Below are 22,176 nucleotides of genomic sequence, written 5' to 3' on the forward strand. Positions count from 1 at the left end.
GGTGACAAACCGGACGTCGGCGGGTACTGCACTGGTTGCAAGGCTGCGACTGCGACGGCGACGCAGACGCCCGGATCGGGAGTCGGGACGGGAATCTTTACCGCCGCCCGGACGTTGACCGGATGACGACGACAGCGACACCTGTCCTGTGGGCGACAAGCCCGGGAGGCACGATTCATGAGTGAGCGAGCTCTTCGCGGCACGCGCCTCGTGGTGACCAGCTACGAGACGGACCGCGGCATCGACCTGGCCCCGCGCCAGGCCGTGGAGTACGCATGCGAGAAGGGGCATCGATTCGAGATGCCCTTCTCGGTCGAGGCGGAGATCCCGCCGGAGTGGGAGTGCAAGGTCTGCGGGGCCCAGGCACTCCTGGTGGACGGCGACGGCCCTGAGGAGAAGAAGGCCAAGCCCGCGCGTACGCACTGGGACATGCTGATGGAGCGGCGCACCCGCGAGGAGCTCGAAGAGGTCCTCGAGGAGCGGCTGGCCGTTCTGCGCTCCGGCGCGATGAACATCGCGGTGCATCCGCGAGACAGCCGCAAGAGCGCCTGACAATGGTGCGTTACGGGAAACCGTAGGCGACACAGATCGAACACCGCGGGTGCCGTACGTGGATCTCACGTGCGGCACCCGCGGTTTCGGTGTGTCCGTTTTCGGTGTGCCCCTTTTCGCCGTGTCCGCAGCAGCGCGGCGGCCGGCGCGCGGAGCAGCTCAGTGCGTCAGCGGCGGGCGGGGGTCCCGCGGGGCGTCGCCCGGCTCGTCCCGTACGACCTCACCGTGGACGACCTTGCCGTCCGGCTGGTGCATGCGCGCCTGGCGGAAGGCGTCGCCCAGCGTGCCCGGGCCCGCCTCGCGGAGCTTGCGCTCGAACGTCCGCTCCGCGTACCGGCTCACGGCCTTCTGGACCGGCGGCAGCAGCATGAGCAGGCCCAGCGCGTCCGAGATCAGGCCGGGGATGATGAGGAGCAGTCCGCCCAGCATCATCAGGCCGTTGCCCTCGCTGTTGCCGCCCGGCCGGGCTCCGGGCATGACGCCGGACTGCTGCTGTTGCACGGTCTCCTGGAGATTGCGGAAGGCCCGGCGGCCCGCCGCCTTGATCACTACGGAGCCGAGGACGACGCCCGCCACCAGCAGCAGGAAGACCACGAACCCGCTGGAGGCGCCCGCGACCACGGTCAGCAGCCAGATCTCCAGCACGAGCCACGCGGCGATGCCCAGCGGCAGGTACGTACGCAGCTTGGAGCGCGGGGGCCGGGCGGGGGACCTGGGGGTCTGAGCGCCAGTCGTCATGCTCCCAGTGTGCCTGGTCGCGGCTCAGAGCGGCATAAGGGGACGATCAGGCCGCCCCGTCGGTCAGGCCCTCTCTTCGATCAGACCCTCTCGCCGGTCAGGCCTTCTCGTCGGTCGCCGGTGTCGACTTGTCGCCCGGCTCGACGACCGGCGGTCCGGCCGCAGGCGCGTCCGCCGCCCGGTCGGGCTGCCGGTCGCGGCCCAGGACCTTGCCGACCCGCTCCCCCACGCCCCATGTGGTGACCCGCCAGAGCGCCTCCACGAGGATGTCACGGCTCATCTTGGAGTCGCCGTGCTCGCGCTCGACGAACGTGATCGGCACCTCGACGACGTGGTAGCCGGCCTTGATCGCCCGGCGGGCGAGGTCGACCTGGAAGCAGTAGCCCTGGGAGGCGACCTCCTCCAGGCCGAGTCCTTCCAGCGTCTCGCGCCGGAAGGCCCGGTAGCCGCCGGTGATGTCCCGCAGCGGCAGGTCGAGTGCGAGGCGCGAGTACATGCTGCCGCCGCGGGAGATGAACTCGCGGGACTTGGGCCAGTTCACCACCCGGCCGCCGGGCACCCAGCGGGAGCCGAGCACCAGGTCGGCCCCCTTGAGCGCGGTCAGCAGGCGGGGCAGTTCCTCGGGCTGGTGGGAACCGTCGGCGTCCATCTCGATCAGCACGCCGTAGCCGTGCTCCAGGCCCCAGCGGAAGCCCGCGAGGTAGGCGGCACCCAGCCCTTCCTTGCCCTTGCGGTGCAGGACCTGGACGTGGTCGTCCCCGGCGGCCAGCTCGTCGGCGAGCTTGCCGGTGCCGTCGGGGCTGTTGTCGTCGGCCACGAGCACGTGCGCCTCGGGGACCGCCTCGCGCACGCGCGCGACGATCGCCTTGATGTTCTCCGCCTCGTTGTAGGTCGGGATGATCACCAAAGCCGTACCCAGGGGACCGAACCGCCTCCCCTGCCCCGCCGCTGCGGGCGTCCCGTCGCCGTCGTTCACCGCTGTCCCTTCGTGTCCGTACGCAGAGGACCACCATAATGGCCGCGGCCTGCGGTGACGTGACAGGACGTCCGCAAGGGGTGTCGTTTTCCCGGAAGCGGGGTAGGGATAGGCGATTCGGGACCGTTTGCGCGGCGGATGGGGGCCCGGCGCCCTTCGGGCCGACCTGGGACCCGCCGGCTGCGGGTCGACCTAGGCCGTTGTCTACTGAGCGCCCGGGCCCCACCCGGGTCACACCTCCCGACCGGCCGGAACGTTCCGTCGTCGCGGCGCGAGCGCTGAGCCTGGCTCCCAGTGACGGTGCCCCGGTGCGGCACACCGTCCCTGACCCAGCGGCGCCGCGACGCGCGCGCGGAGGATTCCCCGGTCGGGCGTCCGGTGGTGGACTCCGCCGAACCTACCGGCCCCCCGCCGTCGCCTGTCAACAGTCGTTCTACCTGCGGCTTCCCCGCCAATGCGCAGGTCAGGGCGGAGGATGCGCAGGTCGCGGACGGGAGAAGATCATCGCCCCGTCGGCCGCGTGGATCACTCGCCCGGCCGTACGAACACCGTCCGGCCGCCCACCACGGTGCGCAGACAGACGGGCAGGTCACCGCCCGGGGACAGGTCGGGCAGGCCCGGGGTGCCGGAGCGGGGGTCGGTCGACCAGCGGGCCACCCGGTCGTCGGGGGCCTGGACCACGAGCTCGCCGGTGCGCCACACGGCGTAGTCGGCGGGTGCGCCCGGCACCAGGACGCCCGCGTCGTCGCGTCCGACCGCCCGCCAGCCGCCGCGCGTGTGCGCGGTGAAGGCCGCGCGGACGGAGATCCGGTGCTCGGGCGTGCGGTGGAAGGCGGCGGCCCGGACGGTGCCCCACGGGTCGAGGGGCGTGACCGGGCTGTCGGAGCCGAAGGCGAGCGGGACCCCGGCGCGCAGCAGGGCCGCGAAGGGATTGAGGGTACGGGCCCGTTCGGCGCCCAGGCGCTGCGCGTACATGCCGTCCTCGCCACCCCACAGGGCGTCGAAGGCGGGCTGGACGGAGGCGGTCAGGCCCAGCTCGGCGAAGGCCGCGACGGACTCGGGGGTCATCATCTCCGCGTGCTCGACGCGGTGGCGGGCGGCGCGGACCCGGGCGAGGCCGACCTTGTCGGCGGCGGCGCGCACGCCCTGGACCACGGCGGTGACGGCGGCGTCGCCGATGGCGTGGAAGCCCGCCTGGAGACCGGCCTCCGTGCAGGCGACGACGTGTGCCGCGACGGCGGCGGCGTCCAGGTAGGCGGTGCCTGTGTGGCCGGCGTCGGCGTACGGCTGGTGGAGGCAGGCGGTGTGCGAGCCGAGGGCGCCGTCGAGGAAGAGGTCGCCGGCGGCGCCGACCGCGCCCAGCTCCCGCGCCTTGTCGACGTCCTGTTCGGCCCAGTAGCCGATCACGCGCGGGCCGGTCCCCTCGGCCGCCAGTCGCAGCAGTCCGGTGAGGTCGTCCTCGGAGGAGATCTCCGGGCCCGCGCACTCGTGAACGGTGCCGATGCCGAGGGAGGCGGCGTGCGCGAGGGCGGCGCGCTGGGCCTCGGTGCGCTGCGCGGGGGCGACCGCACCGAGGGCTGCGGCGCGCACGGCGTGGTGGGCTTCGGCGGTGAGGGGGCCGTCCGCGCGGGTGACGTCACCGGGGACCAGGTCGAGCAGGGCGGTGGTGACGACGGCCGAGTGGACGTCGATACGGCTGAGGTAGAGGGGACGGCCACCGGTGGCCGCGTCCAGCTCGGCGCGGGTCGGGGGCTGCCCGTCGGGCCAGCGGGAGGCGTCCCAGCCGTGGCCGAGGAGCACCCGGTCGTCGGGGCGGGCCGCCGCGAAGTCCCGTACGAGGGCGAGGGCGGCCTCCCGGGTGGGGGCACCGGACAGGTCCAGGCCGGTGAGGGCGAGGCCGGTGGAGGTGGTGTGCACGTGTGCGTCGGTGAACGCCGGGGTGACCAGGGCACCGTCCAGGTCGATCACCTCGTCCACGCCGTCCGCGAAGGCGTCGGCGGCGCCCTCGGAGCCGACCCAGGCGACCTGGCCGCGTTCGACGACCATCGCCGTCGCGAAGGGATCGGCGGGACTGTGGACCTCGCCGCGGCGCAGCAGGACGGTCGTGGACGGGGTGGTGGTCTCACTCATGGTCACCAGTCTCGCCCCTCGCGGGGCGCGCCCGGCACGCAGGTCACCCCGGTACGGGGCAGGGGCACCCGGCCCGGCCGGCGCCGACGCGGGACCCGACCGGCACGACGCCCGTCGGACCCGGGCCCCGTGGGACCGGGGGCCGTCAGACCCGAGGCGGCCGGGCCTCGTACGGCGTGGACAGCACCACGGTGGTCCGGGTCGAGACACCGGCCAGGGAGCGCACCCGGGCGAGGAGGTTCTCCAGCTCGTGCGGGGTCGACACGCGCACCTTGAGGATGTAGTTCTCGTCGCCCGCCACGCTGTGGCAGGCCTCGATCTCCGGGACGCCTGCCAGGCGGTCCGCGATGTCGTCGGGAGCGCTGGGGTCGAACGGTTTCACGGAGATGAAGGCGGTCATCGGCAGCCCGACCGCCTCCGGGTCGACCACCGCGGCGTAACCGCGGATGACACCGCGCTGCTCCAGCCGCCGCACCCGCTGGTGCACGGCCGACGTGGACAGGCCCGTGGCCTTGCCCAGGTCCGTGTAGCTCATCCGCCCGTCCTTGACGAGCAGCTGCACGATCTGTCGATCCAGCTCCTCCATGGCGCAAGAACCTACAGTGCGGTTGATCTCCTCGGATACCCGAGCACTCCAGGTCATGCCCGGTTCGTGATGTGACGGGGAGCCGGCCGGCGGCGGGGCGGTAACACACCGTCCGGGGCACCTGCGAGCGGCATGTGACGAAGACCACACCTCTCGGGCGGTCTCCGTGATGTTCTCGTGATTACCCCGAAGGGGGGACGGGAAGTGCTTGCTGTGGTCGAGGCCGCAGTGCCGTCACGGCCCAGCCCGAGGGGGAGAATCCCATGCAGAGTCTTAAGCGCCCTGGTCGCACCGCGCCCAAGCGGCAGCAGCCGGTCGTCGAGCCCGTATCGGAGGGCGTCGAACCCGACGCCTTCGACGACGAGGAGCTCGACACCTACGACACCTTCGAGATGTACCGGGTGATCTGCCCGGACTGCGCGCAGCCGATCGCGCTGCTGGCGGACGAGGAGGAGCTGCCGGAGCACGCGCTGTGCGCCTCGCCGTGGAACCCGTTCGGGCTCACGGTCTGCGCCGGCACCGGCCGCCGGGCCACCGAGGCCCGTCCGGCGGACGAGTCCTTCCGGCCCCACGAGCAGGACACCGCCCTGCTGTTGACGCTCCCCCAGGGCCTCGACTGGCGGACGCAGCCCTTTTCCCACGTCGGCGGCCCGGGCTCGCGCCCGATGCGGGTGCCGACGATGCGCCGCGAGGCGGCCTAGGACTCGGTTCCGGCCGGAACACGGTTCGGCCCGGGACACGGGCGGATCCAGGACAGGGGTTTCGGCGCGTCGCCCGCAGCAGTCGGGCGGGCGGCGGCCGGCCACACGTCGGACAGGGCGCGGCAAGGGCGGATCGGTGCCGGACGCCCGCGAACTCACTCTCGATTTCGCGGGCCGGTGACCTGTACCCGCATTGCCGCGTTGCCCTGGTATGACCCCCACGTACTCGGCGACCGGGCCTCGGCGCCGCGTGTTCGTCCCGGTGCCCGCCGGTCCGGTTCCGCCGGCTCCGCAGCTCCCGGACCCGCCGATCTACCGTGAGCTGATGCGCACCTGGGCCGACCGCGGCCGCACCCTGCCGGGTCGCGACGACCCCGAGTGGGTGAGGCTCGCGGCACCCCCGCGCGGTCTCGGGGGGTTCTTCACCACCGGTGACTTCCGTGTCACCGGTGACCTCAGCGTCCCTCGGGACCCGCGAGATGACGGGCGATGACCATCCGCTGGATCTGGTTGGTGCCCTCGACGATCTGCAGCACTTTGGCCTCGCGCATGTAGCGCTCGGCCGGGAAGTCCGCCGTGTAGCCGTAACCGCCGAGGATCTGCACGGCGTCGGTGGTGACCCGCATCGCCGTGTCGGTGCAGTGCAGCTTGGCCATGGCCGCCTGTTTGGCGAACGGCAGCCCGGCGTCGCGCAGCCGTGCCGCCGTCAGGTACAGGGCGCGGCCGGCCTCGATCTGGGTCGCCATGTCGGCGAGCATGAAGCGCAGCCCCTGGAAGTCGGCGATCGGCCTGCCGAACTGCCGCCGCTGCCCCGCGTACGACAGGGCTTCGTCGAGGGCCGCCTGGGCCACGCCGACGGCGCAGGCCGCGATACCGAGTCGCCCGGAGTCGAGCGCGGACAGGGCGATCGCGAAGCCCTGGCCCTCGTCGCCGATGCGCCGGGCGTCGGGCACCCGCACGCCGTCGAGGTGGACCTGCGCGGTGGGCGAGCCCTTGAGCCCCATCTTCTTCTCCGGCACCGCCGCGCTCAGCCCCTCGGCGTCACCGGGGACCAGGAAGGCGGTGATGCCGCGCGGGCCGTCCTCCCCCGTACGGGCCATGACCGTGTAGAAGTCGGCGATGCCGCCGTGCGTGATCCACGCCTTGGTGCCGTCGATCACCCAGTCGTCGCCCTCCCGCACCGCCTTGGTGCGCAGGGAGGCGGCGTCCGAGCCCGAGGCGGGCTCGGAGAGGCAGTAGGCGCCGAGCAGGCCGCCGCCGAGCATCGCGGGCAGGTGCTCGGCCTGCTGCTCCTTGGTGCCGTAGGCGGCGAGCGCGTAGGAGGCGAGGGTGTGGACGCTGACGCCGAGGCCGACGGTGAGGCGGGCCGCGGCGAGCTCTTCGAGGACCTGGAGGTACACCTCGTACGGCTGGTCACCGCCGCCGTGCTCGGCGTCGTACGGCAGGCCGAGCAGGCCGGATTCGGAGAGCAGGGCGAAGACCTCGCGCGGGAAGCGTCCCGCGTCCTCCTCCTCGGCCGCGCTCGGGACGATCTCACGCTGCGCGATGTCGCGGACGAGTGAGATCAGGTCCCGTGCCTCGTCCGTGGGCAGTTGCCGGTCCACCGGCTGCGGGGCGCGGTCGGGCATGGCGACGCTCTCCTCCCTGTCGGGCACATCGGCGGACGTGCGCCTTGGGTGGAGGCGGTTCCGCCGGCTCTGTTCGGCCTGGCCGATGCTCGCACTCCCGGGTCGCAGGAGCGGCTGACCAGCGGCTGTGCGCTGTGAGTATGCCCGATCGGAGGCATGGCGTCACCAGTTAACGACCGCTTACTTCAAGAAGGTGCCCGGCGACTCCCGGAAGGCCGTGTTCCGCCACCCGGACACGAAGTTGGTCCGCACCATTGACCCGACTGGTCTAGTCCTTCTACGGTGACGGCCCGAACGCCCTTACCGCGTTCATGCCAATCGGAGCGCGTTCCCTCTTCCCCCCCCACGAGGAGACACCCGATGCACGTCCCGCACCTCCCCCGCGCCCACTCCCTCCGGACGCTCCTCTCCGCGCTGTGTGCCGCCGCCCTCGGCGCGGGGCTGCTGGCCGGCGCCGGCCCGACCGCGGCCACCGCGGCACCGGCGGCGCCCGACACACAGGCCGCGCGGACCTCACAGGCCGCGGCCGGCTCGAAGGTCGTCGGCTACTTCACCGAATGGGGCACCTACGACCGCGAGTACCACGTCAAGAACATCGAGACGTCCGGCTCCGGAGCCGAGCTGACCCACATCAACTACGCCTTCGGCAACGTCACCGGCGGCAAGTGCGCGATGGGCGACGCGTACGCGGCCACCGACCGGGCGTACACCGCCGCCGAGTCCGTCGACGGGGCCGCCGACACCTGGGACCAGCCCCTGCGCGGCAACTTCAACCAGCTGCTCAAGCTGAAGAAGCAGCACCCCGGCCTCAAGGTCCTCTGGTCCTTCGGTGGCTGGACCTGGTCCGGCGGCTTCGCGGAGGCCGCGAAGAACCCGGCCGCCTTCGCCCGGTCCTGCCACGACCTGGTCGAGAACTCCGAGTGGGCCGACGTCTTCGACGGCATCGACATCGACTGGGAGTACCCGAACGCCTGTGGGCTGACCTGCGACACCAGCGGCCGGGATGCCTTCCCGGAGCTGATGAAGGCCCTGCGCGCCGAATTCGGCCCGGACTACCTGGTCACCGCGGCGATCACGGCCGACGCGACCACCGGCGGCAAGATCGACGCGGCCGACTACGCGGGGGCGGCGCAGTACGTCGACTGGTACAACCCGATGACGTACGACTTCTTCGGCGCCTGGGACGCCGCCGGCCCGACCGCCCCGCACTCGGCGCTGACCTCGTACGCCGGCATTCCGAAGGAGGGCTTCCACACCTCGGCGACGATCGCGAAGCTCAAGGGTCTCGGCATTCCGCCCTCCAAGCTCCTGCTGGGACTCGGCTTCTACGGCCGCGGCTGGACCGGTGTCACCCGGGCGGAGCCGGGCGGCACCGCGACCGGCCCGGCGAAGGGCACCTACGAGAACGGCATCGAGGACTACAAGGTGCTGAAGACCAGCTGCCCGGCGACCGGCACGGTGGCCGGCACCGCCTACGCCAAGTGCGGCGGCGACTGGTGGAGCTACGACACCCCGGAGACCATCGCGACCAAGATGGCGTACAAGAACGAGCAGGGGCTGGGCGGCACGTTCTTCTGGGAGTTGAGTGGTGACACCGCGAACGGTGAGTTGATCAAGGCGATCGACTGACCCTGCGCCACGGGGGGCGGAAGGGCGGAGGCCGGCTCGGGTCCCCGCCCTTCCGTCTGTCCCGGCGGGCCTTTCGTCAGTCCCGGCGGGCGGCGGCCGGGGCCGGGTAGGCGGGGTCCAGTTCCTCGATGGCGCGCAGCGTGCCGCCGAGCGACTTCACCAGGAGATCGCGCATGGTGTCGCGGGGCAGTTCGGGGCGGCCGATCCAGTCCAGGGTGGCGCCCTCGACGCCGCATACCCAGGCGAGCAGACCCATCCGGGCCAGCGCACCGATGTCCGAGCGCCCGTACGCGCCCTCGGCGATGGTGACGACGATCGCCTCGCGCACCCCGTCCCGGACGGCGTGCACCTCGGCGTCGAAGCCGACGCCGCCGCTGACGATCGTGCGGTAGGCGGCCTGATGGTGCTCGGCGTAGCGCAGGTAGCCGTCGATGGTGCGGTGAACGCGGTCCACCTGCGGCAGTTCGGTGCCGCCCGCGGCCGTGGTGACCAGGTCCGCGACGGAGTCCTGGATGATCGCCAGGTAGTAGCCGCGCTTGGACTGGAAGTAGTAGTAGATCAGCCCCTTGGCGACATGCGCCTGACGGGCGATGTCGTCCATCGACAACGCGTCGTACGACGTGTCGGCGAACAACTTCCGCCCGATGGCGATCAGTTCGGCGCGACGTGCCAGCGAGCGCTCGGTGCCGCGCGCCCGGGGACGGACGTCGGCGCGCTGTTGACTGATATTCAATTTCGACCCTGGTCTCCTACGGGGGGCAGGACACCCGCAGTATGGCAGGTCGGATGGTGGGGCAGGTCACACGAGGGTCACGTCACAGCAGGCCCAACTGGACCACGAACATCGCGAGCACCACGACGAGGGTCCAGCCCATGACGTGCTCGAGGATCTTCGGACCGTCGTCCTTGGGGCCGCCGGTACGGACGCGGGCGGCGGTGGCGCTGTGTGCGGTCATGGCTTCTCGCTGATCTCGGGCGTGCGGTGGACTCCCCCGGCTCCCCCGTCGGGCCTCTGGCGGCCCGCTCCCCCGGGAACCCTGTCCACCTTGCCACCGTGAGCGGCTTTCGCGGCGGAGACGTTGGTCACAGCGAGGCCCCCGGCAGCCGTGCCGGGGGCCGTCGTCAGGGCGGCGATCAGCGCACGCCCACCGCCGCGAGCGCCTTGCGCTGGCGCGGGCCGGGGTGCGCGGGGAAGTACAGGTAGCAGACGCCGCCGGTCCCGGAGACGACCTTGCCATTGGCGTTGTACCGCTTGGTCCTGAGCCAGATGTTCTCCCACTCGCGCCGCTTGTAGACCCGGCGCACGGCCTCGTTGTCGTCCGACGCCGGGTCGTTGGCGATCACGTCGCCCTCGGCCGTGAAGCCGATCACGGTCATCAGGTGGCCCGAGGTGCCGTAGCCGGCCCCGGTCAGCTCCTCCGCCAGGAAGGACTGGGACGTTATGGCGGGGATCCCGGCCGCGATCAGCGTCTCCAGGTCGGTGAGGGAACCGAGGCGGGTGACCACGCCCTGGAGGTCCTTGAACGTGGCCGCGTAGGCGGCGTTGAAGGGCCAGTTGCCGCAGCCGGCGTACTGGTAGTCGTAGGTGTACCGGGCCGCGTGGCAGACCTGCGGGTCGGCGTAGGAGGGGTCGACCCAGGCGAGTTGCTCCTCGGTGAGCCGGCCGCCCCAGTACTCGATGATCATCTGCGAGGAGGTGGGGCTGCACCAGGCCTCGCCGCCGTTGTCGTACTCGGGGTACTGGCCCTTGTGGATCTCCTGGGAGTAGCGCGGGACGCGCAGTTCCCGGGCGAGCCCCGGGGTGGAGGCCGGGACGGTGAAGCGGTCGGGGACGTCCGAGCCCATCGCGCCGAGCCGCCACACGGTGGGCGTGGCCTTCGTGCCGGGACGGCGGTACAGGGTGAGCCGGAGCCGGTAGGAGGCCAGGCGCAGGCCGGTGGAGGCGTCGTCGATGGAGAAGGTGTCCGTCCAGACGCTGCTCCGGCCGTCGCCCTGGTCGTCGACCGAGGTGCGCCGGATGTCCTGGTCGCCGTCGCCCGCAGCCCAGCGGCCCATCACGTACCGGGGCGTCTCCGTGCCGTCGGAGTAGGTCCCCTCGAGCTCGACCTGGATCCAGGTGCCGGCCGGGGTGTGCGCGTTCCAGGAGGCGATGACCTCGGTCGCGGGCACGGCGAGCCGGTGGACCGGCGAGGTCCAGGTGGCGTACTCCCAGCTGGCGGTCCTGCCGGTGTGCGGGTCGGTGTAGTCCGCGGTGCCCGCCGGGGCGCCGATCACGACGCCGGCCCGGTCGCCCGCGACGGGGCGGACGCCTCGCGCGGTCCCGCGGCGCCAGTCGCGGAAGGTGGTCCAGGCGCGGTAGTCGGCCTGCCGGCCGGGGGCGGGGTCGGAGCCCGCCGGGCCACCGCCCGTGCCGGGCGCGGCTTCGGCGGTGGCCGGGACCGCGCCGCCGGCCACGGCGGCGGCCACCGCGGCGGCCAGGACGGTTCTGCGGGACGGCTGTTCGGCTCTGCTCATGGGTGGAAGACCCCCAGGTGTCCGAGTCGGGCGGGTCCGTTGCACGGTCGTGGGCCAACTATGGCCGCAGGCGCCCGCTCCTGCCAGCACTTGTGCGCTCGCCACGCCATGAACATTGGTGTCGACCAGTGGCGCGGACCGGACGGACCCGCGGACCGGACCGGCCGGAGAAGAGCCGGGACCGGCCGGACAGGAGTCGGGACCGGCCGGACAGGAATCGGGACCGGCCGGGACGACGCGGCCCGATCGGACGCGGTTAGAGTGCGGGCGAACGCCGTCCACCCCTTCGCGCCGCCCGGGAGCCCCCATCCACGACCTCGCAGCCCTGCTCCGCGGACTCCCCCCTTCCTGCGGTCCCGTGCGCCTGATCGGCGTCGACGGGCACGCCGGTTCCGGGAAGTCCACCTTCGCCGGCCGGCTGGCCGCCGAGCTGGACAGTGCGCCGGTGCTGCATCTCGACGACATCGCCAGTCACGACGAGCTCTTCGACTGGACCGGACGGCTGCTGAGCCAGGTGATCGAGCCCTTGCGGCGCGGCGAGACGGCGCGCTACGCCCCCTACGACTGGCGGGCCCGGCGCTTCACCGCGCCCCGCCCCCTGCCGCCGGCCCCGGTGGTCCTCGTCGAGGGGGTGGGCGCGGGGCGGGAGGCGCTGCGCCCGCATCTGGCCCGGCTGTTCTGGATGGAGTTGCCCCGCCAGGAAGCGTGGGCGCGCGGGCGGGAGCGCGACGGAGCGGAGCAGCGGACGTTCTGGGACGGGTGGATCCCGGCGGAGCGCCGGCACTTCGCCGCCGACCCGTCGCGCCCCTTCGCGCACCTTCTGGTGCGGCAGGGTGAGGAGGGGTACGAGGTACTGCCGGGGCCTGCGGGATGCGCCTCCCCACCCTGGTTCCTCACTCAGGGTGACGGACCGTCCGCAATGTGCTGAACTCGTGAAGATCGCCGAGCCGCAACGGGCCGGAGTGCCCCAACTGCGCTTGACCCAGGGCCCGTACAGGTCTTACGTTCTGAATGTGCGGCCGTTCGAAGCCGCCCGCAGACACGAAGCCCCCGGTTGTTCCCCCGTGACCGGGGGCTTCGTTCTGCCCTGAGCGCGTTTCGCGGCTGCTCCGTGACGCTGTCCGCTCACCCTCTGTGACGCTTCCTCGTGCGCCCCGCGCGCTCCCACCTCGTGGAACGAGGGGCCCCGGCACCCTTCGGAGGGAAGACCCCCGCGGGTACGATGCCCTCGGTGCGACCCGGGGCGCGGCTGCCACGCGCACCTTGCAACTCCGGCCCGCGGCAGAGCCGTTGGCCGAGGCGGCCGGCGGGCGACGGCTCGGCGGCATACCGACGGGGGCACGGTACGTGGGGGACGGGATGGACTTCGGCACGCAGGGGCCGCAGGCCCCGGCCGACCTCGCCTGGCTGCGCGGCGTGGACGCCTACACCATGGGGGCCTATCCGCAGGCGGAGGAGGAGTTCCGGACCGCGGTACGCATCGATCCCGCGATGGCCGACGGCTGGCTGGGCCTGCACGCGCTGCGCGTCGACACCACCAACGCCCTGCTCAGGATGTTCCGGCACCGCGAGCGCTTCGGCGAGCAGCGCGCCCGTCATCGCCGTACCCTCAACTCCTGGTACTGGTTGGGCTGGTGGGTGCAGCCCGTGCTGGAGAGTCCCCGCGACCTGCTGCTCGCGCACGCCTCCCACTGGCTGGACGGCCGCCATGTCCCGGAGCTGGACCGGGCCCTGGCCGGGCTGCCGCCCGTGGACACCGACCCCCAGGTCCGCTTCCTGCACGCCTGCCGGGCGTACCTGGTCAAGGACTGGGAGCAGCTAGTCCGGCACACCGACCCGCTGCTCGGTGATCCCCTGCTGGGCATCGAGGCCGGTCTGTTCAGCGGCATGGCCCGGGTCCGGCTGGAGATGTACGGGCAGGCCGAACCGCTGTTGTCGGCGGCCCTGATGAGGTGCCGCAGCGAGCAGCCGCAGCGCAAGGAACTGCGGTACTGGCTGGCGCGGGCGCACGAGGGCACGGGCCGCAGCGCCGCCGCGCTGCCGCTGTACCGGGCCGTGCACCGGGTCGACCCGGCCTTCATGGACACCTCGGCCCGGCTGGCCGCGATCTCCGAGGGCGACGGCTACGACGACGCCGCCGACCTCTCGGGGCAGGCGCAGGCCGTCCTGGGCCCGGACGGCCTGGACGGGCCCGACGGGCTCGATCCCCTCTCGGACGCCGAGGAGCGCGACCTGAAACTGTCCGTCCCCGATCCCGGACTGTCCGCCCCGCTGCCCTCGCTGACGGGACCGCAGGTACGGGAGAAGACCGACGGGCCGGACCCTTCGCTGCCCACCGGCCCCACCGACCCGGCACTCCTGGAGGAGGCGCTCGCCGAACTGGAGCGCATGGTGGGCCTGGAACCGGTGAAGCGGCAGGTCAAGGCCCTGTCCGCGCAGCTGAACATGGCACGCCTGCGGGCCGGGCAGGGCCTGCCGGTCCAGCCGCCCAAACGTCACTTCGTCTTCTCCGGCCCCTCGGGCACCGGCAAGACCACCGTGGCCCGCATCCTGGGCCGCGTCTTCTACGCCCTCGGCCTGCTCGGCGGCGACCACCTCGTGGAGGCGCAACGGGCCGATCTGGTCGGCGAGTACCTCGGCCAGACCGCCGTGAAGGCCAACGAACTGATCGACTCCGCGCTCGGCGGCGTCCTCTTCGTGGACGAGGCGTACTCCCTGTCCAACTCCGGGTACGGCAAGGGGGACGCGTACGGCGACGAGGCGCTGCAGGTGCTGCTGAAGCGTGCCGAGGACAACCGCGACCATCTGGTGGTGATCCTGGCCGGCTACCCGGAGGGCATGGACCGGCTGCTGACCGCCAACCCGGGGCTGTCCTCCCGCTTCACCACGCGGGTCGACTTCCCGTCGTACCGGCCGCTGGAGCTCACCTCGATCGGTGAGGTCCTCGCGGCCGAGAACGGGGACGTGTGGGACGAGGAGGCGCTGGACGAACTGCGGTCGATCGCCGGGCACGTGGTGGACCAGGGATGGATCGACGAGTTGGGGAACGGGCGGTTCCTGCGGACGCTGTACGAGAAGAGCTGTGCGTACCGGGATCTGCGGTTGTCGGTGTACCCGGGGGTGCTGAGCCGGGACGACCTGGCGACGCTGCGGTTGCCGGACCTGATGCAGGCCTACGGGGAGGTGCTGTCGGGGCGGGGGCCGCAGGATCCGTCGGCGTTGTAGGAGCTACGTCGCCAGCGTCACCTCCCGGTGGGCCGGGTCCCGTACCTCGCCGACCAGGAGTTCCAGCACGTCCTCCAGGGCGACCAGGCCCAGGACCCTCCCCGACGCGTCCGTGACCTGGGCCAGGTGGGTGGCCGCGCGGCGCATCACGGTGAGGGCGTCGTCGAGGGGGAGGTCGGGGCGGAGGGTCGTCATGGGGCGCCACAGGTGCTGCGGGACGGCCCGGTCCGACTCCTCCGCGTCGAGGACGTCCTTGACGTGGAGGTATCCCATGAAGGCACCCTGCTCGGCCGCGACCGGGAAGCGTGAGTACCCGGTGCGGGCGGTGAGCCCGACGATCTCTCCCGGGGTGACCGAAGGGCCGACCGTCACCAGGGACTCGCGGCCGAGCAGCACGTCCGTCACCGGGCGGGAGCCCAGTTCCAGGGCGTCCTCCAGGCGCTCCTGCTCCTCGGGGTCGAGCAGGCCCGCCTGACCGGCGTCCTCCACCAGCCGGTTGAGCTGCTCACTGGTGAAGACCGCCTCCACCTCGTCCCTGGGCTCGACGCGGAAGAGCCGCAGGATCGCCCGGGAGCAGGCACCCAGCGCGAAGGTGATCGGCTTGCAGAGACGGGCGAAGGCGACCAGGCCGGGACTCAGCCACAACGCGGTCTTCTCGGGAGCGGCCATCGCGAGGTTCTTCGGGACCATCTCGCCGATGACGAGGTGGCAGAAGACCACGGCGGCCAGTGCGATGACGTAGCCGAGCGGGTGGATGACTCCGTGCGGAAGGCGCATCCACTCGAAGACCGGCTCCAGGAGGTGCGCGACGGTCGGTTCGGCGACCGCGCCGAGGGTGAGTGAGCAGACCGTGATGCCGAACTGGGCGGCCGCCATCATCTGCGGCAGCCGCTCCAGGCCGTACAGCACCTGGCGGGCGCGGGCGGTGCCGAGCGGTTCGATCTGGCTGCGGCGGACCGAGACGAGGGCGAACTCGGCGCCGACGAAGAAGCCGTTGGCGAGCACGAGCAGGGCGGCGAGGAGGAGTTGCAGGACGCTCATCGGGCGGCCTCCAGCACGGAGACCGGTGCCGTCCGCACCAGCCGTATGCGCTCGGCGCGGTAGTGACCGACCTGGCGGACGGAGAGCCGCCAGCCGGGCAGCTCCGCGCGGTCACCGACGGCCGGGATGCGGCCCAGCAGGTCGGCGACGAGGCCGGCCACGGTCTCGTACGGTCCCTCGGGAGCGTCGAGGCCGATGCGGCGCAGGGCGTCGACACGGCAGCTGCCGTCGACGTCCCAGGCGGGCCGGCCGTCCTCGGGCGGCGCGGCGGCGAGTTCGGGGACGTCCTGGCCGTCGTGCTCGTCACGGACCTCGCCGACGAGCTCCTCGACGATGTCCTCCAGGGTGACGACACCGGCCGTGCCGCCGTACTCGTCGACGACGACCGCGATGGGCTGCTCGCTGCGCAGGCGGGTGAGCAGCGGCCGTACGGGCAGGGTCTCGGGGACGAGGAGCGCCGGGCGGGCGATCCGGCCGACGGGGGTGCGCAGCCGGTCCCGCGCGGGGACCGCCAGGGCGTCCTTGAGGTGGACCATGCCGACGATCTCGTCGATCTTCTCCCGGTAGACGGGGAAGCGGGACAGGCCGGTGGCGCGGGTCAGGTTGACCACGTCCTCGGCGGTGGCCGAGGAGTGCAGGGCGCTGACCTTCACGCGCGGGGTCATGACGTGCTGCGCGGTCAGTTCGCCCAGCGACAGGGTCCGTACGAAGAGGTCGGCGGTGTCCTGTTCCAGGGCGCCGGCCCGGGCGGAGTGCCGGGCCAGGGAGACCAGTTCGTCGGGGGTGCGGGCGGAGGCCAGCTCTTCGGCGGGTTCGATGCCGAGCGTGCGGACCAGGCGGTTGGCCACGGCGTTCAGCGCGGCGATCACCGGGTGGAACAGCCGGGCGAAGGCGTGCTGCGGGCCCGCGACGAAGCGTGCGACCTGGAGGGGCCTGGACACCGCCCAGTTCTTGGGCACCAGCTCGCCGATCACCATCTGCACCGCGGAGGCCAGCAGCATGCCGACGACGACGGACACGCCGGGGACGGCGCCGTCGGGGACGGCGATCGCCGTGAGCGGGCCGTCCAGGAGCCGGGCGAGCGCCGGTTCGGCGAGCATGCCGACGACGAGGGAGGTGACGGTGATGCCGAGCTGGGTGCCGGAGAGCTGGAAGGACAGCTCCTTCAGGGACTCCACGACACGGTGGGCGCGCCGGTCGCCGTCGGCGGCGGCCTGCTCGGCGTCCGCGCGTTCGACGGTCACCAGGCCGAACTCGGCGGCGACGAAGAAGCCGTTGGCGAGGATCAGCAGGAACGCGGCTGCCAGGAGCAGCAGGGGGGTGGTCATGAGGCCGCCGCCTGCGGAGGTTCACAGCAGGGGGCGGCGCAGGTACTGCAGGACGATCCGTCCATCGCCGGAGGGAGTCACTCCTCGGGTAGCAGGAACCCCCGCGCACCGGGCGGAGCGACAGGGGCGAGGACGCGACGGCCGCGTCCTCGTTCCCAGATTAATCACGAAAAGGGTGCCCGCGGCAGGGTCGGCGCCTCCGCGTCAGCCGCGCGGTGCCTCGGGGGTGGCGGTGGAGCGGGCCTCGACGAGGGCGCGCAGGGCGCGCGCGTCCTGGATGGCGCGTTGACGGGCGATGCCCGGCTGGATGCCGAGCGCGGGCAGGCTGCTGCCGTCGCTGAGGTCGAGGAAGGCCCAGGGGTCGCCCTGCCGGAGGTTGACCCGGAGGATCTCGGCCCAGGCCAGGCGCCGCTTGGTGGTGAGGTTGACGACGGTGACGCCCGTCTCGTCGGCGGTGACGTGGGGCCTGGCCAGCAGGAGCAGGACCCCGGCGAGGAGGAGGGCGGTCAGTGCGAAGCTGAGGCGCTCCCCGGTGCCGAGGCCGTCCAGCAGCATGCCGACCGCCGTGATGGCCGCGAACGTGAGCACGGCGAGGACGGTCAGGACGGCGCGGGTACGGCCCGGCCGGAAGGTGACGGGCAGGGCCGGCAGGTCCGGCGGGGTGTCGGGCATGAGGTGCTCCGGGTCGCGCTCAGAGACGGCGGACGTGAGGGCCGTGGTCAGGCGGCAGGCGTGGAGGCCGTGGTCAGAGACGGCAGGCGTGGATGGCCGTGGTCAGGATGGCCCGGGCGCCGATCTCGTAGAGGTCGTCCATGATCCGCTGGGCCTCCTTGGCGGGGACCATGGCGCGGACGGCGACCCAGCCCTCGTTGTGCAGCGGGGAGACGGTCGGGGACTCCAGGCCGGGAGTGAGGGCGACGGCCTTCTCGAGCTGCTCCACCCGGCAGTCGTAGTCCATCATCACGTACGTCCGGGCCACCAGGACGCCCTGGAGGCGGCGCAGGAACTGCTGCACCTTGGGCTCCTCGGCGTCCGCGCCGGAGCGGCGGATCACGACGGCCTCGGACTTCATGATGGGCTCGCCGAAGACCTCCAGCCCCGCGTTGCGCAGGGAGGTGCCGGTCTCGACCACGTCCGCGATGACCTCGGCGACACCGAGCTCGATGGCGGTCTCGACGGCGCCGTCGAGGTGGACGACGGAGGCGTCGACGCCCTGCTCGGCCAGGTGGGCGGCGACGATGCCCTCGTAGGAGGTGGCGACGGTGCGGCCCTTGAGGTCGGTGACGCCGTTCGCGGTGCCCGGCTTGCCGGCGAAGCGGAAGGTGGAGCGGGCGAAGCCGAGCGGCAGGATCTCCTCCGCGTCGGCACCGGAGTCGATCAGCAGGTCGCGGCCGGTGATGCCGATGTCGAGCTTGCCGGAGGAGACGTAGATCGCGATGTCCCGGGGGCGCAGGTAGAAGAACTCGACCTCGTTCGTCGGGTCGACGATCCGCAGTTCCTTGGACTCGCGGCGCTGCTGGTAGCCGGCCTCATGCAGCATCTCCCCCGCGGGGCCTGACAGGGAACCCTTGTTGGGGACGGCGATGCGCAGCATGAGGTCGGCTTCCTTTGTGTGGAGGGGTGGAGAAGAAGGGGGTCCGGCTTTACAGGTGGGCGTAGACGTCGTCCAGGGAGATGCCGCGGGCGACCATCATCACCTGGACGTGGTACAGCAGCTGGGAGATCTCCTCGGCCGTCGCGTCCTTGCCCTCGTACTCGGCGGCCATCCAGACCTCGGCGGCCTCCTCTACGACCTTCTTGCCGATGGCATGGACCCCCTTGTCCACCAGTTCGGCGGTGCGGGAGGTGGCGGGGTCGCCGCCTGCGGCCTTGTGCTGGAGCTCGGTGAAGAGCTCCTCGAAAGTCTTCTTGGACATGGTGCCGCCCACTTTACGCGTAGTGCCGGGCGGCCTAGCGCCACGGTTCGGATACTGAGCGGAGCGTGGCCGCCGTGGCGACGGCCGCGGTCACCGCCTCGTGCCCCTTGTCCTCGCTGGAGCCCTCGATGCCGGCCCGGTCGAGGGCCTGCTCCTCGGTGTCGCAGGTGAGGACGCCGAAGCCGACGGGGACGCCGGTCTCCACGGAGACCTGGACCAGGCCCTGGGTGACGCCCTGGCACACGTAGTCGAAGTGGGGGGTGCCGCCGCGGATGACGACGCCGAGGGCGACGATCGCGTCGTAGCCGCGGCCGGCGAGGACCTTGGCGACGACCGGGAGCTCGAAGCTGCCGGGGACCCTGAGCAGGGTCGGCTCGTCGATGCCCAGCTCGTGCAGGGCGCGCAGGGCGCCGTCCACCAGTCCGTCCATCACCTTGTCGTGCCACTGTGCCGCGACGACGGCGACCCGCAGGTCCCCCACGTTGCGTACGGACAGTTCCGGTGCACCCTTGCCGCTCACGTCTCTCCTCGTGTTGCTTGCTTACTGGTTGCCGCAGGTGGACACGGGCGTCGTGTCCAGCCAGGGCAGGTCGTGGCCCATCCGGTCCCGCTTGGTGCGCAGGTAGCGGAGGTTGTGCTCGCCGGCCTGGACGGGCATCGGCTCGCGGCCGGTGACGTCGATGCCGTGCCGTTCGAGGGCGTCGCTCTTGTCCGGGTTGTTGGTCATCAGGCGGACGGCGCGCACACCGAGGTCCTGGAGGATCTGGGCGCCGGCGCCGTAGTCGCGGGCGTCGGCGGGCAGGCCGAGTTCCAGGTTGGCGTCGAGGGTGTCCCGGCCGCGCTCCTGGAGTTCGTAGGCGCGCAGCTTGGACATCAGGCCGATGCCGCGCCCCTCGTGACCGCGCAGGTAGACGACCACTCCCCTGCCCTCGGCCTGGATGCGTTCCAGGGAGGCGTCGAGCTGGGGGCCGCAGTCGCAGCGCTGGGAGCCGAAGACGTCGCCGGTGAGGCATTCGGAGTGGATGCGGACGAGGACGTCCTTGCCGTCGCCGATCTCGCCGTGGACCAGGGCGACGTGCTCGACGCCGTCGACGGTGGAGCGGTAGCCGTACGCGGTGAACTCGCCGTGCCGGGTGGGCAGGTGGACCTCGGCCTCGCGGCGGACGGTGGGCTCGGCGCTGCGGCGGTAGGCGATCAGGTCCTCGATGGAGATGATCGTCAGGCCGTGCTTGCGGGCGAACGGGATCAGCTCGGGCAGGCGCAGCATGCGCCCGTCCTCGCCGGCGATCTCGACGATGGCGCCGGCCGGGCGCAGGCCCGCGAGGCGGGCGAGGTCGACGGCGGCCTCGGTGTGGCCGTTGCGCACCAGGACGCCTCCGGAGCGGGCGCGCAGCGGGAAGATGTGGCCGGGACGGACCAGGTCGGTCGGCTCGGCGGTGCCGCTCGCCAGGAGCTGGAGGGTCGTGGCGCGGTCGGAGGCCGAGATGCCGGTGCTCACGCCGTGCGCGGCGGTGGCGTCGACGGAGACGGTGAAGGCGGTCTTCATCGACTCGGTGTTGTCGTCGACCATCTGCGGCAGGCGCAGCCGGTCGAGTTCGTCGCCCTCCATGGGGGCGCAGATCAGGCCGCGGCACTCGCTCATCATGAAGGCGACGATCTCCTCGGTCGCCTTCTCGGCGGCGATGACGAGGTCGCCCTCGTTCTCGCGGTTCTCGTCGTCGACGACGACGACCGGGCGGCCGGCGGCGATGTCGGCGATGGCCTGTTCGACGGGGTCGAGGAGCAGGTCCTCGGGGCCGTCGGGCGTGTAGAGGACGGTTGCCGTGCTCATGCGGGCGCTCCTTCCGGGACGGGCCGCGCCGCGGTGCGGGAGCGCAGCCACCAGTCGCGCAGGCCCCACAGGACGAGCGCGCCGTAGATGACGTAGACGAAGCCGGAGAAGGCGAAGCCGTTGGCGAAGTTCAGCGGGACGCCGACCAGGTCGACCAGCAGCCAGGCGAACCAGAACTCGACCATGCCGCGCGCCTGGGCGTACATGGCGACGACGGTGCCGACGAAGATGTACGCGTCCGGCCAGGGGTCCCAGGACAGGGTGGGGAAGGCGGTGAACAGGCCGCCGACCGCGAGGGTGCCGACGGCGGCCGCGGCGAGCAGGACGCCGCGCTCGCGCCAGGTGGCGAACCGGACGGCGATCGAGCCGTCCTGCGTCTGCTGCCGGCCGCGGTTCCACTGCCAGAAGCCCCAGGCGGCGACGATCATGACGACGATCTGCTTGCCCGCGCTGCCGGAGAGGTGGGCGGTGGCGAAGGCGGTGAAGAGGATGAGCCCGGAGACGAACTGCACGGGCCAGGTCCAGATCGAACGCCGCCAGCCGAGCGCGAGACCGAGCAGACCGATCACGTTGCCGATCATGTCCGACCACTTGATGTGCTGGTCGAAGAGCGTGAACGCCTCGGAGTTGAGCCAGTTCACCGGGTGCCCCCCTGGGTGCCGAGCAGCCGCTCGACGTACTTGGCGATGACGTCCACCTCGAGGTTGACCGGGTCGCCGGGCTGCTTGAGGCCGAGCGTGGTCAGGGCGAGGGTGGTGGGGATGAGGCTGACGGTGAAGAAGTCAGGTCCCGCGTCGACGACGGTGAGGCTGATGCCGTCGACGGTGATGGAGCCCTTCTCCACGACGTAGCGGGCGAGGTCGGCGGGGAGGGAGATCTTGACGATCTCCCAGTGCTCGGAGGGCTTGCGCTCCAGGATCTCGCCGGTGCCGTCGACGTGGCCCTGCACGATGTGCCCGCCGAGGCGGGCGCCGACGGCGGTGGGGCGCTCCAGGTTGACGCGGGAGCCGGTGGTGAGGACGCCCAGGCTGGAGCGGTTCAGGGTCTCCGCCATCACGTCGGCGGTGAACTCGTCGCCCTCGTGGTCGACGACGGTGAGGCAGACGCCGTTGACGGCGATGGAGTCGCCGTGCCGTGCCCCTTCGGTGACCACGGGGCCTCGCAGGCGGAAGCGACAGGCGTCGTCGAGGGTCTCGACGGCGGTGATCTCGCCCAGCTCTTCGACGATTCCGGTGAACACTTCCCGGGTCCTCCTGCCTCTTCGGGCACGGACTCCGGGGCTGTCGAGGACGACAGAGATCGCGAGCGAGGACACCGGGAGCGACGCCGGACGGGACCCACCCGTGAGGGGCGGTCCCAGAGATCGGCGGCGCGCACGTAT

Annotated in this window: 23 protein-coding genes; 6 read left to right on the forward strand and 17 right to left on the reverse strand. The window is 72.2% G+C overall.

All coding sequences use genetic code 11. The features are described from left to right. Nucleotides 1–177: 177 nt before the first annotated feature. Entirely contained in the window at nucleotides 178–552 is a 375-nt protein-coding gene (locus ACLIN4_RS06000; RefSeq protein ID WP_003977404.1) for an RNA polymerase-binding protein RbpA, read from the forward strand. Nucleotides 553–711: 159 nt separating this feature from the next. On the opposite strand, the gene fxsA is transcribed toward ACLIN4_RS06000, so the two are convergent. The 4 genes from fxsA to ACLIN4_RS06020 all read right to left on the reverse strand — a co-directional run bounded on the left by fxsA (nucleotide 712) and on the right by ACLIN4_RS06020 (nucleotide 4,982). Continuing rightward, nucleotides 712–1,290, reverse strand: coding sequence for an FxsA family membrane protein (gene fxsA / locus ACLIN4_RS06005; protein WP_411575559.1), 579 nt, complete (start codon nucleotides 1,288–1,290; stop codon nucleotides 712–714). A 97-nt stretch (nucleotides 1,291–1,387) separates the two neighbouring features. Continuing rightward, nucleotides 1,388–2,266, reverse strand: a complete 879-nt coding sequence (locus tag ACLIN4_RS06010) for a polyprenol monophosphomannose synthase (RefSeq protein WP_257101432.1) — start codon at nucleotides 2,264–2,266, stop codon at nucleotides 1,388–1,390. Between the two features lie 525 nt (nucleotides 2,267–2,791). Continuing rightward, nucleotides 2,792–4,396: an amidohydrolase gene (locus tag ACLIN4_RS06015; protein WP_381914040.1), complete on the reverse strand. Its 1,605-nt coding sequence runs from the start codon at nucleotides 4,394–4,396 to the stop codon at nucleotides 2,792–2,794. Between the two features lie 145 nt (nucleotides 4,397–4,541). Further along, nucleotides 4,542–4,982 carry an Lrp/AsnC family transcriptional regulator gene (locus ACLIN4_RS06020; protein WP_100046365.1) on the reverse strand — a complete coding sequence of 147 codons (441 nt, stop codon included), beginning with the start codon at nucleotides 4,980–4,982 and terminating at the stop codon, nucleotides 4,542–4,544. A 263-nt stretch (nucleotides 4,983–5,245) separates the two neighbouring features. Here ACLIN4_RS06020 and ACLIN4_RS06025 point away from each other — a divergent pair, with 263 nt between their 5' ends. Together ACLIN4_RS06025 and ACLIN4_RS06030 are read left to right on the forward strand one after the other, a co-directional pair. Then, a complete protein-coding gene (locus tag ACLIN4_RS06025) occupies nucleotides 5,246–5,683 on the forward strand; it encodes a hypothetical protein (protein WP_100046366.1) in 438 nt (145 codons plus the stop codon). Nucleotides 5,684–5,894: 211 nt separating this feature from the next. Further along, nucleotides 5,895–6,176 (forward strand): hypothetical protein, encoded by a 282-nt coding sequence (locus ACLIN4_RS06030; RefSeq protein ID WP_100046367.1) that lies wholly within the window; start codon nucleotides 5,895–5,897, stop codon nucleotides 6,174–6,176. Here ACLIN4_RS06030 and ACLIN4_RS06035 read toward each other — a convergent pair. Further along, the gene (locus ACLIN4_RS06035) at nucleotides 6,139–7,311 is read right to left on the reverse strand and encodes an acyl-CoA dehydrogenase family protein (protein ID WP_100046368.1); all 1,173 of its coding nucleotides are present in this window, start codon (nucleotides 7,309–7,311) and stop codon (nucleotides 6,139–6,141) included. The genes ACLIN4_RS06030 and ACLIN4_RS06035 overlap by 38 nt on opposite strands. A 360-nt stretch (nucleotides 7,312–7,671) precedes the next feature. Here ACLIN4_RS06035 and ACLIN4_RS06040 point away from each other — a divergent pair, with 360 nt between their 5' ends. Further along, nucleotides 7,672–8,940 (forward strand): glycoside hydrolase family 18 protein, encoded by a 1,269-nt coding sequence (locus tag ACLIN4_RS06040; RefSeq protein WP_411575560.1) that lies wholly within the window; start codon nucleotides 7,672–7,674, stop codon nucleotides 8,938–8,940. Nucleotides 8,941–9,016: 76 nt separating this feature from the next. Here ACLIN4_RS06040 and ACLIN4_RS06045 read toward each other — a convergent pair whose 3' ends face one another. The 3 genes from ACLIN4_RS06045 to ACLIN4_RS06055 form a co-directional block, all read right to left on the reverse strand. Beyond that, entirely contained in the window at nucleotides 9,017–9,673 is a 657-nt protein-coding gene (locus tag ACLIN4_RS06045) for a TetR/AcrR family transcriptional regulator (RefSeq protein ID WP_107476405.1), read from the reverse strand. A gap of 82 nt (nucleotides 9,674–9,755) precedes the next feature. Then, complete coding sequence (locus ACLIN4_RS06050; RefSeq protein WP_107476404.1) at nucleotides 9,756–9,896, reverse strand: SCO1431 family membrane protein; 141 nt, start codon at nucleotides 9,894–9,896, stop codon at nucleotides 9,756–9,758. A 178-nt stretch (nucleotides 9,897–10,074) separates the two neighbouring features. Further along, nucleotides 10,075–11,454, reverse strand: coding sequence for a peptidase C39 family protein (locus ACLIN4_RS06055; RefSeq protein WP_289911431.1), 1,380 nt, complete (start codon nucleotides 11,452–11,454; stop codon nucleotides 10,075–10,077). Nucleotides 11,455–11,761: 307 nt separating this feature from the next. Here ACLIN4_RS06055 and ACLIN4_RS06060 point away from each other — a divergent pair, with 307 nt between their 5' ends. Together ACLIN4_RS06060 and ACLIN4_RS06065 are read left to right on the forward strand one after the other, a co-directional pair. Continuing rightward, a complete protein-coding gene (locus ACLIN4_RS06060) occupies nucleotides 11,762–12,382 on the forward strand; it encodes a uridine kinase family protein (protein ID WP_107476418.1) in 621 nt (206 codons plus the stop codon). Between the two features lie 431 nt (nucleotides 12,383–12,813). Then, nucleotides 12,814–14,679: an AAA family ATPase gene (locus tag ACLIN4_RS06065; protein WP_107476417.1), complete on the forward strand. Its 1,866-nt coding sequence runs from the start codon at nucleotides 12,814–12,816 to the stop codon at nucleotides 14,677–14,679. 3 nt (nucleotides 14,680–14,682) lie between these two features. Here ACLIN4_RS06065 and ACLIN4_RS06070 read toward each other — a convergent pair whose 3' ends face one another. The 9 genes from ACLIN4_RS06070 to ACLIN4_RS06110 all read right to left on the reverse strand — a co-directional run bounded on the left by ACLIN4_RS06070 (nucleotide 14,683) and on the right by ACLIN4_RS06110 (nucleotide 22,035). Further along, nucleotides 14,683–15,720, reverse strand: coding sequence for a hemolysin family protein (locus tag ACLIN4_RS06070; protein WP_100046373.1), 1,038 nt, complete (start codon nucleotides 15,718–15,720; stop codon nucleotides 14,683–14,685). Then, on the reverse strand, nucleotides 15,717–17,048 hold the full coding sequence (locus ACLIN4_RS06075; RefSeq protein WP_107476402.1) for a hemolysin family protein: 1,332 nt from the start codon (nucleotides 17,046–17,048) through the stop codon (nucleotides 15,717–15,719). Before ACLIN4_RS06075 ends, ACLIN4_RS06070 begins: the two co-directional genes overlap by 4 nt. Nucleotides 17,049–17,252: 204 nt before the next feature. Then, nucleotides 17,253–17,720 carry a PH domain-containing protein gene (locus ACLIN4_RS06080; RefSeq protein ID WP_107476401.1) on the reverse strand — a complete coding sequence of 156 codons (468 nt, stop codon included), beginning with the start codon at nucleotides 17,718–17,720 and terminating at the stop codon, nucleotides 17,253–17,255. Between the two features lie 73 nt (nucleotides 17,721–17,793). Then, nucleotides 17,794–18,642, reverse strand: coding sequence for an ATP phosphoribosyltransferase (hisG, locus tag ACLIN4_RS06085; RefSeq protein WP_043375216.1), 849 nt, complete (start codon nucleotides 18,640–18,642; stop codon nucleotides 17,794–17,796). Between the two features lie 49 nt (nucleotides 18,643–18,691). Continuing rightward, nucleotides 18,692–18,964: a phosphoribosyl-ATP diphosphatase gene (locus ACLIN4_RS06090; RefSeq protein WP_107476416.1), complete on the reverse strand. Its 273-nt coding sequence runs from the start codon at nucleotides 18,962–18,964 to the stop codon at nucleotides 18,692–18,694. Between the two features lie 34 nt (nucleotides 18,965–18,998). Further along, entirely contained in the window at nucleotides 18,999–19,484 is a 486-nt protein-coding gene (gene ribH / locus ACLIN4_RS06095) for a 6,7-dimethyl-8-ribityllumazine synthase (RefSeq protein WP_043375214.1), read from the reverse strand. A 21-nt stretch (nucleotides 19,485–19,505) separates the two neighbouring features. Continuing rightward, the gene (locus tag ACLIN4_RS06100; RefSeq protein WP_289911441.1) at nucleotides 19,506–20,795 is read right to left on the reverse strand and encodes a bifunctional 3,4-dihydroxy-2-butanone-4-phosphate synthase/GTP cyclohydrolase II; all 1,290 of its coding nucleotides are present in this window, start codon (nucleotides 20,793–20,795) and stop codon (nucleotides 19,506–19,508) included. Then, nucleotides 20,792–21,436, reverse strand: a complete 645-nt coding sequence (locus tag ACLIN4_RS06105; RefSeq protein WP_107476400.1) for a nicotinamide mononucleotide transporter family protein — start codon at nucleotides 21,434–21,436, stop codon at nucleotides 20,792–20,794. The genes ACLIN4_RS06100 and ACLIN4_RS06105 overlap by 4 nt, the downstream gene beginning before the upstream one ends. Further along, the gene (locus tag ACLIN4_RS06110; protein ID WP_043375208.1) at nucleotides 21,433–22,035 is read right to left on the reverse strand and encodes a riboflavin synthase; all 603 of its coding nucleotides are present in this window, start codon (nucleotides 22,033–22,035) and stop codon (nucleotides 21,433–21,435) included. The genes ACLIN4_RS06105 and ACLIN4_RS06110 overlap by 4 nt, the downstream gene beginning before the upstream one ends. Nucleotides 22,036–22,176: the final 141 nt, after the last annotated feature.

The sequence above is a fragment of the Streptomyces mutabilis genome, assembly GCF_046628145.1.
GTDB lineage: Bacteria > Actinomycetota > Actinomycetes > Streptomycetales > Streptomycetaceae > Streptomyces > Streptomyces mutabilis.

Excerpts from the sequence above, each read along its gene's own strand:
- ACLIN4_RS06000 (WP_003977404.1), top strand. The coding sequence starts at position 178 with ATGAGTGAGCGAGCTCTTCGCGGCACGCGCCTCGTGGTGACCAGCTAC.
- fxsA (WP_411575559.1), bottom strand. The coding sequence starts at position 1,290 with ATGACGACTGGCGCTCAGACCCCCAGGTCCCCCGCCCGGCCCCCGCGC.
- ACLIN4_RS06015 (WP_381914040.1), bottom strand. The coding sequence starts at position 4,396 with ATGAGTGAGACCACCACCCCGTCCACGACCGTCCTGCTGCGCCGCGGC.
- ACLIN4_RS06020 (WP_100046365.1), bottom strand. The coding sequence starts at position 4,982 with ATGGAGGAGCTGGATCGACAGATCGTGCAGCTGCTCGTCAAGGACGGG.
- ACLIN4_RS06025 (WP_100046366.1), top strand. The coding sequence starts at position 5,246 with ATGCAGAGTCTTAAGCGCCCTGGTCGCACCGCGCCCAAGCGGCAGCAG.
- ACLIN4_RS06030 (WP_100046367.1), top strand. The coding sequence starts at position 5,895 with ATGACCCCCACGTACTCGGCGACCGGGCCTCGGCGCCGCGTGTTCGTC.
- ACLIN4_RS06035 (WP_100046368.1), bottom strand. The coding sequence starts at position 7,311 with ATGCCCGACCGCGCCCCGCAGCCGGTGGACCGGCAACTGCCCACGGAC.
- ACLIN4_RS06040 (WP_411575560.1), top strand. The coding sequence starts at position 7,672 with ATGCACGTCCCGCACCTCCCCCGCGCCCACTCCCTCCGGACGCTCCTC.
- ACLIN4_RS06050 (WP_107476404.1), bottom strand. The coding sequence starts at position 9,896 with ATGACCGCACACAGCGCCACCGCCGCCCGCGTCCGTACCGGCGGCCCC.
- ACLIN4_RS06055 (WP_289911431.1), bottom strand. The coding sequence starts at position 11,454 with ATGAGCAGAGCCGAACAGCCGTCCCGCAGAACCGTCCTGGCCGCCGCG.
- ACLIN4_RS06065 (WP_107476417.1), top strand. The coding sequence starts at position 12,814 with ATGGACTTCGGCACGCAGGGGCCGCAGGCCCCGGCCGACCTCGCCTGG.
- ACLIN4_RS06070 (WP_100046373.1), bottom strand. The coding sequence starts at position 15,720 with ATGAGCGTCCTGCAACTCCTCCTCGCCGCCCTGCTCGTGCTCGCCAAC.
- ACLIN4_RS06075 (WP_107476402.1), bottom strand. The coding sequence starts at position 17,048 with ATGACCACCCCCCTGCTGCTCCTGGCAGCCGCGTTCCTGCTGATCCTC.
- ACLIN4_RS06080 (WP_107476401.1), bottom strand. The coding sequence starts at position 17,720 with ATGCCCGACACCCCGCCGGACCTGCCGGCCCTGCCCGTCACCTTCCGG.
- hisG (WP_043375216.1), bottom strand. The coding sequence starts at position 18,642 with ATGCTGCGCATCGCCGTCCCCAACAAGGGTTCCCTGTCAGGCCCCGCG.
- ACLIN4_RS06090 (WP_107476416.1), bottom strand. The coding sequence starts at position 18,964 with ATGTCCAAGAAGACTTTCGAGGAGCTCTTCACCGAGCTCCAGCACAAG.
- ACLIN4_RS06100 (WP_289911441.1), bottom strand. The coding sequence starts at position 20,795 with ATGAGCACGGCAACCGTCCTCTACACGCCCGACGGCCCCGAGGACCTG.